Annotated in this window: 15 protein-coding genes; 7 read left to right on the top strand and 8 right to left on the bottom strand. The window is 45.2% G+C overall.

Translation table 11 applies throughout. From position 1 onward, the window contains the following. Positions 1-59 precede the first annotated feature (59 nt). From ICN29_RS09050 to ICN29_RS09040, 3 genes are read right to left on the bottom strand one after another with little or no spacing between them, the layout of a single operon-like run. Positions 60-1,214, bottom strand: a complete 1,155-nt coding sequence (locus tag ICN29_RS09050) for a methyltransferase (protein WP_216132465.1) — start codon at positions 1,212-1,214, stop codon at positions 60-62. Positions 1,215-1,221: 7 nt separating this feature from the next. Next, positions 1,222-1,773, bottom strand: a complete 552-nt coding sequence (locus ICN29_RS09045) for a carboxymuconolactone decarboxylase family protein (RefSeq protein WP_216132462.1) — start codon at positions 1,771-1,773, stop codon at positions 1,222-1,224. Between the two features lie 9 nt (positions 1,774-1,782). Continuing rightward, positions 1,783-2,784, bottom strand: a complete 1,002-nt coding sequence (locus ICN29_RS09040; RefSeq protein ID WP_216132459.1) for a tripartite tricarboxylate transporter substrate binding protein — start codon at positions 2,782-2,784, stop codon at positions 1,783-1,785. Positions 2,785-2,872: 88 nt separating this feature from the next. Between ICN29_RS09040 and ICN29_RS09035 the strand changes: the two genes are divergently transcribed. Next, positions 2,873-3,643 carry a sulfurtransferase gene (locus ICN29_RS09035; RefSeq protein WP_216132456.1) on the top strand — a complete coding sequence of 257 codons (771 nt, stop codon included), beginning with the start codon at positions 2,873-2,875 and terminating at the stop codon, positions 3,641-3,643. A 5-nt stretch (positions 3,644-3,648) separates the two neighbouring features. Here the strand turns inward: ICN29_RS09035 and ICN29_RS09030 are convergent, their stop codons facing one another. After that, the gene (locus tag ICN29_RS09030) at positions 3,649-3,951 is read right to left on the bottom strand and encodes an antibiotic biosynthesis monooxygenase family protein (protein ID WP_216132453.1); all 303 of its coding nucleotides are present in this window, start codon (positions 3,949-3,951) and stop codon (positions 3,649-3,651) included. Between the two features lie 91 nt (positions 3,952-4,042). Here ICN29_RS09030 and ICN29_RS09025 point away from each other — a divergent pair, with 91 nt between their 5' ends. Genes ICN29_RS09025 through ICN29_RS09000 form a run of 6 tightly spaced genes read left to right on the top strand, consistent with a single transcriptional unit; the run spans position 4,043 to position 9,531 of the window. After that, on the top strand, positions 4,043-5,041 hold the full coding sequence (locus ICN29_RS09025) for a Bug family tripartite tricarboxylate transporter substrate binding protein (protein ID WP_216132450.1): 999 nt from the start codon (positions 4,043-4,045) through the stop codon (positions 5,039-5,041). Between the two features lie 44 nt (positions 5,042-5,085). Then, positions 5,086-6,459: an MmgE/PrpD family protein gene (locus tag ICN29_RS09020; RefSeq protein ID WP_216132447.1), complete on the top strand. Its 1,374-nt coding sequence runs from the start codon at positions 5,086-5,088 to the stop codon at positions 6,457-6,459. Between the two features lie 20 nt (positions 6,460-6,479). Next, positions 6,480-7,457 carry a D-2-hydroxyacid dehydrogenase family protein gene (locus ICN29_RS09015; protein ID WP_216132444.1) on the top strand — a complete coding sequence of 326 codons (978 nt, stop codon included), beginning with the start codon at positions 6,480-6,482 and terminating at the stop codon, positions 7,455-7,457. A 22-nt stretch (positions 7,458-7,479) separates the two neighbouring features. Continuing rightward, positions 7,480-8,019, top strand: coding sequence for a chromate transporter (locus ICN29_RS09010; RefSeq protein WP_216132439.1), 540 nt, complete (start codon positions 7,480-7,482; stop codon positions 8,017-8,019). Then, positions 8,016-8,537: a chromate transporter gene (locus ICN29_RS09005; protein ID WP_216132436.1), complete on the top strand. Its 522-nt coding sequence runs from the start codon at positions 8,016-8,018 to the stop codon at positions 8,535-8,537. Before ICN29_RS09010 ends, ICN29_RS09005 begins: the two co-directional genes overlap by 4 nt. Before the next feature lie 19 nt (positions 8,538-8,556). Further along, positions 8,557-9,531, top strand: coding sequence for a Bug family tripartite tricarboxylate transporter substrate binding protein (locus tag ICN29_RS09000; protein WP_216132960.1), 975 nt, complete (start codon positions 8,557-8,559; stop codon positions 9,529-9,531). A gap of 12 nt (positions 9,532-9,543) precedes the next feature. Here the strand turns inward: ICN29_RS09000 and crcB are convergent, their stop codons facing one another. Genes crcB through ICN29_RS08980 form a run of 4 tightly spaced genes read right to left on the bottom strand, consistent with a single transcriptional unit; the run spans position 9,544 to position 11,069 of the window. Next, positions 9,544-9,921: a fluoride efflux transporter CrcB gene (gene crcB, locus ICN29_RS08995; protein ID WP_216132433.1), complete on the bottom strand. Its 378-nt coding sequence runs from the start codon at positions 9,919-9,921 to the stop codon at positions 9,544-9,546. 9 nt (positions 9,922-9,930) lie between these two features. Further along, complete coding sequence (gene ygiD, locus ICN29_RS08990; protein WP_216132430.1) at positions 9,931-10,710, bottom strand: 4,5-DOPA-extradiol-dioxygenase; 780 nt, start codon at positions 10,708-10,710, stop codon at positions 9,931-9,933. Positions 10,711-10,719: 9 nt separating this feature from the next. Continuing rightward, on the bottom strand, positions 10,720-10,857 hold the full coding sequence (locus tag ICN29_RS08985) for a hypothetical protein (RefSeq protein WP_169709848.1): 138 nt from the start codon (positions 10,855-10,857) through the stop codon (positions 10,720-10,722). 44 nt (positions 10,858-10,901) lie between these two features. Further along, positions 10,902-11,069 (bottom strand): hypothetical protein, encoded by a 168-nt coding sequence (locus tag ICN29_RS08980; RefSeq protein ID WP_216132427.1) that lies wholly within the window; start codon positions 11,067-11,069, stop codon positions 10,902-10,904. Positions 11,070-11,071: the final 2 nt, after the last annotated feature.

The raw sequence follows: 11,071 nt of genomic DNA, 5'->3' as shown, positions 1-11,071 counted from the left end.
ATATCAAATCCCACCTGCATTACATATATCCTTAAGACCTTTAACTTCAGAACGTATTGTTAAATTGCTAGACGCCACAGGGAGGTAATCTCAGCGGAGCGAGCTAAATATAGGGGATCTTCTTGATTAAACGCTTTCTGATGCACAGGCTTAGTATCTAAACGCCCTACTACCTTTAACCCCGCAGCTTCGATCAAGCTCAATAACTCTGGTCTAGAACGTAACCCCAAATGCTCTGCTAGATCGGAGAGGATAAGCCAGCCCTCACCACCAGGTGATAAATGATCCTTCAATTTATCTAGAAAGCCTTTCAGCATCTGACTTTCTAGGTCATATACCGCATGCTCCAGAGAGGAGCTTGGTCTTGCAGGCAACCAAGGCGGATTACAAACAATGAGTGCCGCTTTTTGCGCAGGGAATAAATTCGTCTTCAAAATTTCAATTCGAGATTGCAGACCTAAGCGATCAACATTATCTTGCGCGCAGGCAATAGCTCGGACATCTTGATCAGTTGCAATAATCTTTTGTATATCTCGCATTGCTAGGACAACTGACAAGACGCCAGTACCTGTCCCGATATCAAAGGCTATAGAGTGATTCTGTAGCGCACTTGGTAAAGGCGCCTTGAGAACTAGCTCTATATATTCTCCTCGTACAGGGGAGAACACACCATAGTGCGGATAAATGCGAATCTCTTCATCATCTCTCGCCAAAACTGGCACACCCTTCTTACGCCACTCATGCGCGCTAATAACGCCAAGTAACTCCCTTAAGGAGATAACGTAGGGCTCAGACTGCTCTCCATAAGCCTCTAAACACGCCTGAATAACATCGGGTGCACGCCTTAAGGAAATACTATGATCCGCATTCACTGGAATCAGTAGCATCCCTAGAATACGCGCCCGCTGTGACTGGGCCAAGCGATAAAGATTGAAGGTATCTAAGGGACTTTTTGTCTTATCTTTTGCAAGCCTATCAACCCTGTTTGATTTCTTAGAAGGCTTATCAACCCTTCTCACTAAGGCCTGCAATAGCTGCCTTGCATTCTGAAAATCACCCTTATAAAGCATTGCAGTTCCTGCACAAGCTAAGCGATAAGCTATATCAGCAGTTAGGGTGTCATCAACGATTTGGATTTTTTTATGGGCGGCAATGCCATTTTCTGAATGCCACTTTGCAGAATAAGAGTACTCACCTTCGCTCCAATGAATCATTAGCTCATCAAGCCGGAGGATGATCTTCTGGATTAACGTCCAGAGCAATCAAGAAACGAGACACCATGTTGTAAGCAGCAATTACTGTCACTAGCTCCACTGCATCAGTACTTCCTAACTGTTTTTGTAGGCGCCTCATTAATTCGGAATCGACTTTAATATTACGAGTCATTTGGAACGTTAAATCAGCAGCATCATTTTCTGTCTGAGTAAAAAGATTTCTAGGAAAGCTTGCTTGACCAATTAAACGCAATCCTTGCACTTGCTCTTCAGTGCCACCAGCCTTCTTAAATGGTGGCGCATGGTGAAAGAATTCATACTCAGCCCCATTGAGCACTGCTACCCCACACATTGCTAATTCACGTAACTTCGGATCCAAAGAAAGATTATTGCGAATTTCACCGATGAAATGATTCCAGCCCTCAGCGATCGGTACGCTATGCAAAAGCATGCGATCTAAATTAATAAACTGGCCACCGCGTCTTTGGCGAATTGCTGCAACCAGCTCAGCTGGCTCAGCTAAATCCATTGGTTGATAGGGAATTAAACGTTCAGACATAGACGCTTTCTATTGACTAGTTTCTTTAATATTGTTCTCAATCACGAACTTACCCCAAATACCGATTTGCTTGCCAATAAATTCACGTGCAGTTTCAGGGGAGCCGCCAACAATTTCAATTCCCTGGGATTTAAATTTCTCGGCAACGGCTGGAGTTTTCAAAGCCTTATTCAGAGCTTTATTCATCGCATCTACAATCGCAGGCGGGGTTTTTCCTGGAGCTAAGATTGCCCACCAAGCTGGGGCACTAAAACCAGGGAAACCACTTTCAGAAACCGTAGGTACATTAGGTAAACCTGGAACTCTTTTGGTAGTCGTAATTACTAAAGGAATGATGCTGCCACTCTCGATATGGGGTTTAACTAAAAACTCTGAGCCAATAGCCAACTGCACCTGACCTCCAAGAGCATCTTGCATTAAAGGACCGCCACCACGATAGGGAATGTGATTCCAATCAAAGCCAGCTTGCTTAGCAAGACGTGCCATTGCTAAGTGGCCTAAGCTACCAATGCCAATTGAGCCATAACTAAATTGTTTACCTGCCTTAGACATTTCTACAAGTTGTTTGAAGCTAGTGATACCTGAGTTCTTGCTTGCTACCAACACCATTGGTGAGGTACCCACCAGAATGACTGGCGCAATATCTTTAATCGTATCGTAGGGAAGTTTGTCTTTGAGACTTGGATTAACGCCATGAGTATCAAACACAACCGCAAAGGTATAGCCGTCGGCATCAGCTCGCGTCATTGCAGAAGTACCAATCACACCAGATGCGCCACCAATGTTTTCAACAATCACGTTTTGCTTTAATTCTGATTGCAAAGCGGGGGCGAAAACACGGGCTACTTGATCAACCGATCCACCGGGTGGAAATACCGCAATCAAACGAATGGGTTTTTGGCTTGGCCAAGTTCCTACTCCAGTAGTTTGGGCTACTGCTAAACTGCCCAATCCCAAGGTGGCCAGGCTTATAAATAGGGCTCTTTTGGCCATTTTGGCTAGATACAGCATGGATTGCCTCCTTTAAATAAGACCTCAAGATTACCACCCCTAAGACCTATTTGCTCGATAATGCACGGGTAGCTTGGAGAGAGGAAAAATGAAGTTGATTCTGAATATTGCCGCCTATTTATTCGTCAGCCTTGATGGTCTATCAGACTTGCGCACCAAAATGCTGAATGAATGTAATAACCGAGGACTGAAAGGCACCATTTTACTCACTGGCGAAGGCATCAACCTCTTTCTCGCTGGCAAAGAAATGGAGCTGCGCGGCTTTCTGGATTGGTTGCGTGCAGACTCTCGCTTTAAACCTCTCGAAGTAAAAGAAAGTTGGTCAGAAGATCAGCCGTTTAAAAAGATGTTGATTAAACTCAAAAATGAAATCATTCGCATGAATCACCCTGCGATTCGTCCTGAAGAAGGCCGCGCAAATTTCATTAAACCTCAGAAGTTACGAGAGTGGCTTGATCGTGGCACCGATGACTTAGGTCGCCCTGTAGTCATGGTAGATACACGCAATGCATTTGAAGTTGACTATGGTACTTTTGAAAATGCTCTGCACTTTAATATCGAAAAGTTTACAGAATTCCCGAAGGCGATTGCTGCACACAAAGAAGCACTTGCAGATAAAACGCTAGTGAGTTTTTGCACTGGCGGAATTCGTTGTGAAAAATCAGGACTCTATATGCGTGAGATTGGTATGCAACATAGCTACCAACTCGAGGGTGGCATTCTTAAATATTTTGAAGAAGTTGGCTCAGCACACTACAAGGGTAGCTGTTTTGTCTTTGATGAGCGCGAAGCTCTTGAGCCCACTCTGGATTCCATCCCAATTGAGGAATCCATCAGAAAAAAACTCAAAGTGGGCTAAATAATTTAAGTTGATTTGCCAACCAAAGTCATATGCTCCACATGGGGTGGCTTTGCAAAGAAAGGTCCAACAATGGCGCGCCAATCCGCAAAGGATGCAGATCCCCGAAAATCGACTGTATGACTCTCTAAGGTGTCCCAGTAAATGAGTAATAAATAGCGCGCTGGTCTTTCTATGCTGTGATTTACCTTGTAACCCCTAAAACCCTTAGCCTTCGATATTACTGTCTCTACGCCCCGCAAAATAGCCTCCTCGAACTCCTTCTGCTTTGCCGGGTCAATTTCTATGTCGCAATGTTCCAAAATCATGCTATTTCCTCTATCCAAATAGATTTGTCATCAATAGTAAAATTACTCCGTAAGATTACATTAATTCATCACAATCATCTGGATTTAAAAAATGCCTAAAACAAGCAATCGGTCAATGCCGATTTTTTTATCTTTTATTGTCGCCATAGCTAGCCTGACGCTTAGTATCGGAGCTCAAGCTCAAAGCGCCACTGCTTACCCCGTAAAACCTATCAAACTCATAGCCCCAGTTGCTGCCGGTGGAGGTCTAGATAATATTGCTAGAGCTGTTGCAGAAAAACTCTCTCGCTCTCTAGGTCAAACAGTTGTAGTTGAGAATATGGGTGGTGGGGGTGGATCGATTGCCTCCCAAGCAACTGCTAAAGCGCCTGCTGATGGCTACACTCTGATGATCGCCTATGTCGGCACACATGGCACCAACCCTGCAGTTCGAAAACTTCCCTACGACGCCATCAAGGATTTCACGCCCATTGGCATGATTGGTGCTACGCCAAACGTTTTAGTCATTAACCCAGAACTACCGATTAAAAACTTTAAAGAATTTGTAGATTACGCCAAAAAGAATCCAGCAAAACTCAGTTACGGCTCAGCAGGCCCTGGCACTCTTACTCATCTTGGCATGGAGCAGTTGAAATTAGCTGCAGGGATATTCATGGTTCATGTGCCATATCGCGGTGTTGGCCCTGCTTATACAGACTTGTTAGCGGGGCAAACTCAAGCCATGTTCCCAACCCTGTTTGCAGCGCTGCCTTATATCAACTCAAATCGAGTCCGTGGCCTTGCTGTTACTGGAGCCAAGCGAAGTTCAGCAGCACCTACCATCCCCACATTTAAAGAGCTGGGTTATAGCGGTTTTGATGGACAGCAATGGTATGGCTTAGTTGGCCCAGCCAATCTGCCACCTGCCATCATTGCAAAATTAAATACAGAACTTAATCAGGTGCTTGCCTTGCCTGACTTCTCCGAAAAAATGACGAGTGAGGCTATGACACTCATGCCAATGACTCCATCCCAATTTAGCAATTACATCAAAGACGATATTGCGCGCTGGGCTAAAGTGGCTAAAGACCGCCATATTGAAATTGATTAAATCAATCTACACCTAACAACTGAATACTATTCACAGGAAATCATATGTCTCAAGCTATTGCCGCTGCAGCCGATCTAAACGCACCACCAGTCACTAAAATTCTGGCGGAGTTTGTTAGCTCCCATCCAAGTCAAGGGTGGACGCCTGAAGTTGATCATGAGGCTCATCGCACCTTCTTAAACTGGCTAGGCTGCGCTATTGGGGCTGCTAACCATGAAAGTGTTGAATCATCCTTGGCAGCTATTCGAGAATTTCAGCCCGCTGCTCAAGCTAGCATCTTGGGGCGGAAAGACAAAGTGGATATGGGTGGTGCCGCACTCATTAATGGTATTAGCTCGCACACATTTGACTTTGATGACACTCATCTCAAGACTGTGATTCATCCGGCAGGCCCAGTAGCCTCAGCTATCCTGGCATTGGGCGAACACACCAATGTCAGTGGTCGCCAAATGATTGACGCACTTGTCTTGGGTATTGATGTTGCATGCCGTGTTGGCAATGCCATGTATCCAGACCACTACCATCGTGGTTGGCATATTACTGGCTCTACTGGCATGTTAGGTTCTGCAGCTGCATGCTCACGCCTAATGGGTCTTGATCTTCAGAAAACCACTATGGCTTTAGGTATTGCAGCTTCACAACCAGTTGGTATGCGAGAACAGTTTGGCACGATGACTAAGCCTTTCCACCCAGGTGGTGCTGCACGCGCCGGTCAGCTCTCAGCACTCTTAGCTAAGCATGGCTTTACTGCGAGCACAAAAGCATTAGAAGCGGGTCGTGGCTATATGCAAACTGTATCTACTAAATGTGATTGGTCAGAAATTGATCGCGCCTTAGGTAAATCTTTTGAGATTTCATTAAATACTTACAAACCTTTTGCGTGTGGAATTGTGATTCATCCAGCAATAGATGCTTGCGCCCAATTGCGCGCCCAAGGCGTTAAGGCGGAAGATGTAGAGCGTATCGAATTACGCGCTCATCCCCTTGTTTTAGAACTCACTGGCAAGAAGACTCCTAAAGATGGTCTAGAAGGGAAGTTCAGCGTTTATCACGGTTGTGCTGTTGGCTTAATTTTTGGTCAAGCCGGTGAAGGTGAATATGCAGATGACATTGTTAATCGCGCAGATGTCGTAGCCTTACGCGCCAAGGTGAATGCGACGACAGATACATCGATCAGCGAGGCCTCTGTAGATGTCAAAGCCTTTTTGAAGAATGGCAAAGAAGTTCACATTTTTGTGAAGAACGCGATTGGCTCTGTAGAAAACCCTATGACAGATGCTAATTTAGAACAGAAGTTTACTAACCTAGCACAGCCAGTGATCGGCAAAGAAAAGACTAGCCAACTCATCTCTGAACTCTGGAAATTAGGCCAAGCATCCGATCTCAAAAAAATCCTGAGTCTTTGTACTCCAGATTAATTTATTAGAAAGTATTTGATATGGCTTCATTACCAAACATTGTCATCCTTGGAGATTACGAACAGGCTTTACGTCGGTTTTCTGATTGGAATAAATTAGAGCAACGCGCAAATCTTACTTTCCATCACAAGCCTTTGCGTGATGAGCCTTTGTATGAAGCCGTCAAAGATGCTGATGCAATTGCGATCGTACGCGATCGCTCACCTTTTAATGAGGCCATGATTGCGCGCTTACCAAAGTTGAAATTTCTGATGTTTACTGGTGAGCGTAATGGCACCCTCGAAGCGTCTGCTTTAGTAGCACGTAATATCCCAATGGCATGCTCACCTGGTGGCCCCTCTAAAGAAACGACTGCAGAACTTACTTGGGCTTTAATTTTGGGGGCGTCTAAGCGTCTGATTGAACAAAATAAGCTGATCACTTCTGGTGGCTGGCGCGATCAACTCTCGGTTCTACCAATGCTCTCTGGAGAGCGCTTGGGTGTTATGGGGCTTGGCGCCATAGGCAGTCGCGTAGCTCGTGTAGGCGCAGCCTTTGGCATGGAAGTAGTGACCTGGAGTCCGCGCATGACACCCGAACGCGCTGCGGCTGAGAATGCTAAAGCTGTCAGCATGGAAGAGTTACTCAAAACTTCTAAGATTGTCACCATGCATCTCGTAGCAGGCCCTGGAACCAAGGGGCTTCTTAGTGAAGATCAATTGGCTTTCATGCGTCCCGACTCGATACTGGTAAATACCTCACGCTCTGCTTTGATCAACATGAGTGATCTGCAAAAAGCACTTGCTGCAGGTAGACCTGGGCAAGCTGCAGTTGACGTATTTGATATTGAGCCGCTGCCTGAAAACGATCCATTACGTAATACGCCCAATTTATTAGTGACGCCCCATTTAGGATTTATTGCTGAGCCAATTTTTGCAGCCTTTGCTAAGGGTATTACAGAAACTTTGGAGGCTTGGCTAGATCACAAACCAGCACCACACCCATTCAAGCCGCAATAAGTCCTCGTAAGTCCCACTCATTTTGAAAACGCTCACACCTAAGCAACTATTCTTAACCTTTAGCAAGATTGGGATGTCTGGTTTTGGGGGGGTCCTACCTTGGGCTCGGCGGACTTTAGTTGAGCGTGACAAAATTTTGACTTCGGAAGAATTCAGCGCCATCTTAGGAATTTGCCAAATTGTTCCGGGCCCCAATATTATGAATTTAGCTGTTTGTATTGGCTCTCGATTTGGTGGTGCAAGGGGTGCATTGGCTGCAACCCTTGGCTTATGTCTCGGACCCATTTCAATCGTATTATGTTTAGCCCTTTTATATGAACACTATAGTTATCTTGAAACTGTTCAGGGGCTACTTCGCGGCATTTCTGCAGTAGGTGTTGGCTTAATCGCTTCAACTGGTTTTAAGATGATGCGCGACGAGTTACGCTATCCGGCAATGTTTTTAGTGGTAGCGCTCACTATCATTGCTGCTACAGTATTTCATCTGGGCTTAGGCTACGTAGTGCTGCTAGTTGCCCCAATCGCAGTACTCTTAGCAAGAAAAAAGGCTCAGGCTCTATGAGTATTCTGCTTAGCCTATTCTTAAAACTCTCAGCCTTTTCGCTCATTGCCTTTGGTGGTGTAAACGCTTTATTGCCGGTCTTATTTGATCTTGCTGTTAATCAAGAGCATTGGATTGATGTCCAAACATTTTCTGATTACTTTGCAATAGCCCAGGCTGCGCCAGGACCTAACTTTATGACCGTCACCCTCATCGGCTGGCATATTTATGGTGTTCTTGGAGCGCTACTAGCAACATTTGCCGTATCTTGGCCATCATCTATTCTGGTTTACTACTTACAGCGCTTGATCACAGGAATGAAAAATCCCTTAAGCAAAAAAACAATTCAATATGCTGCGGCTGCCCTAGCGATTGGCTTAGTGCTCTCTTCTGCATTTCAAATCGCTTTGCAAATCAATCACAGTCAAGCTGCATATATCTTGACGATAGGAACAATCGCTATTACTCTCTTAACGCGTTGGCATCCACTTTATCTCATTGCAATTGGTGGAGCCTTAGGCGTCTTAGGTTTTATTTAATTTAAATTGAGGTATGGGTATGCAATGTATTCAAAAACTATTTATTTGTGCGCTTACTCTTGGATTAATCATCCCCAGTTCTTTTGCACAAAGTAACTACCCCAATAAACCGATTAACTTCATCGTGCCTTATGGCGCAGGTGGAGGTGCCGACTCTCGTAGCCGCCAGATCGCCCAGAAGATGAGTGTGATCCTAAAACAGCCCATCATCGTCGATAACAAACCTGGTGCTGGGGGTAATATCGGTACAGAATTTATTGCTAAGGCTGCGCCGGATGGTTACACCATTGGCATGGGCAACTTTGCGCCGATGGCAGTCAATAAAACCCTCTTTGGTAATTTACGTTATGACCCAGAAACAGACATTACTCCCATCGTATTAATTGAAAAGGGTCCATTGGTTTTAGTAGTCAACCCAAACTCGCCCTATAAAACAGTACAAGATATTGTGGCAGCTGCTAAAGCAAAACCAGGCACACTTACCTTCTCATCCGGCGGAATTGGTGGCAGTCATCAACTCTCTGCCGAACTCTTTGAGCAAAATGCGGGCATCGAGATGATTCATGTGCCTTATAAGAGTGGCTCTGCAGGATTAACTGATTTGATGGCAGGTAATGTCACGATGATGTTTGACCAAATGTACTCAGCTATGCCCAGTATCAAAGCTGAAAAACTTCGCGCAATTGCAATTACCAGCAAAAAGCGCTCGCCTCTTCTGCCCAATATTCCAAGTTTCTCTGAAATTGGCTATCCAAAGGTTGAGGTATTAAATTGGCAGGGACTGATCGCACCCAAAGGAACGCCTAAGGCAATTATTGATCAATTAAATGCTGCGGCGAATGAAGCTTTAAAAGATCCGGTATTGCGAGAGCTCATGCTCTCACAAGGAAATGAAATTGGTGGTGGTACCCCAGCAGAGTTTGCGGCGCTGATAAAATCAGAATCTACAAAGTGGAGCGCTGTTGTTAAAACAGCCAATATCAAGCCAGAGTAAATGGCTTGATATTTACTTCAAGGCTTGATAAGTGAGAATGCCTAAGAAGGTGAGAGTTAGCGAGCCAATCAAGTGAAGTAAGGCCGTGCCTAGTGCCCAAGTCAATTCTCCACGCTGTATGAGGGTAATGACCTCAGCAGAAAAACTCGAGAAGGTGGTCAAGCCACCCAGAAAGCCAGTAATCACAAAAAGTTTCCACTCGGGAGAGAGGTTAGGATTATTACCAAAAAAGGCGATGGCAATACCGATTAGATAACCACCAAGCAAATTGGCAAGCAAAGTCCCTAAGGGGACCATTGATGCTGTACCTGCAGCTAGAAGATTAAACCCCGCCCTGAGCAAAGCACCGAAGCCTGCACCGAAGAAAATTGCAAAAATGGATAGCCACATAGTTAGTATTTATTGAATTGAAAAACTCAGCATGCTAATTGAACTCATCTCAATGCCGTCTGTGTAGACTGTCGCATGTTCACCCTCTTCTTGTAAAGCTAAAGTATATAAAGCAGGCCAGTAATGCTCTGCTGTAGGGATAGACATATTAGCGGCCTCACCATATTTTTCCCAATCAATCAAAGCTTCATGATGATTGATACGAATCTGGGCAATAAAGAAGTCATTAAATTCCTTTGCCCAAGGATAAGGTTCGGCACCCTCTTGCCAATGGATAGTTCGCAAATTGTGCACTACGTTGCCACTGGCCAGAATCAGAATATTTTCATCACGCAAAGGCCGTAATTGTTTAGCTAACTCGTAATGCTCGCGGGCTGACTTTGAGCCATCTAGACTCAACTGCACGACAGGCACATCAGCATTGGGGTACATATATTTGAGGACTGACCAAGCGCCATGATCAATGCCCCACTCATTCTCTTCCATCACGATGGGAACGTTAAGCAGCTCTTGCACACGATCTGCTAAAGCAGGACTACCAGGAGCTGAGTACTCTATCTCAAAGAGCTCTTGCGGAAAACCGCCGAAGTCATGAATCGTTTTAGGCTTAGGCATTGCAGTAACCCAAACACCTCGAGTAACCCAATGTGCAGAGATCACTAAGATTGCATCTGGGCGTTTTAATGATTTACCGAGAGCTGTCCATGCCGCTGTAAAACGGTTGGGCTCTATGGCATACATCGGACTACCATGGCCAGCAAATACTGCAGGTTGGCGATGGCTAGTCATGAACACTGGTTAACCGAATACGTAACCAGTATGAGCAGCAACTAAGGCAAACAAAATGGCCAAACTGGTAGCTGCGGCTAACATGACGACTAAGGTAATGATCTTTTTATTAATTTCTTCTTTTGATTCGTTATGCCATTCGTTCACGGTAAATTCCTTGTAGATACATTAGTTAGTAATGTAATTATCCACTATCGTCCGCGACCAGCCTTACGCATCATGCCTTTCCCACCACCAAAGCCGGCCTGAGGCCTTCCAGCTGGGCCAGATGGGCCCTTGGGTGCTGGCGGTCTAGCTGGGGGCTTGGCAACTACTGGCTTAGCCGGGGTTTTTGGGTCTGGTTTCTTATCTTCAGTCACTT

Origin of the sequence: Polynucleobacter nymphae (assembly GCF_018882155.1) — a bacterium.
GTDB classification, from domain to species: Bacteria; Pseudomonadota; Gammaproteobacteria; order Burkholderiales; family Burkholderiaceae; genus Polynucleobacter; species Polynucleobacter nymphae.
The sequence above is the reverse complement of the archived record's forward strand: the minus strand, read 5'-3'. Positions and strand labels throughout refer to the sequence as shown.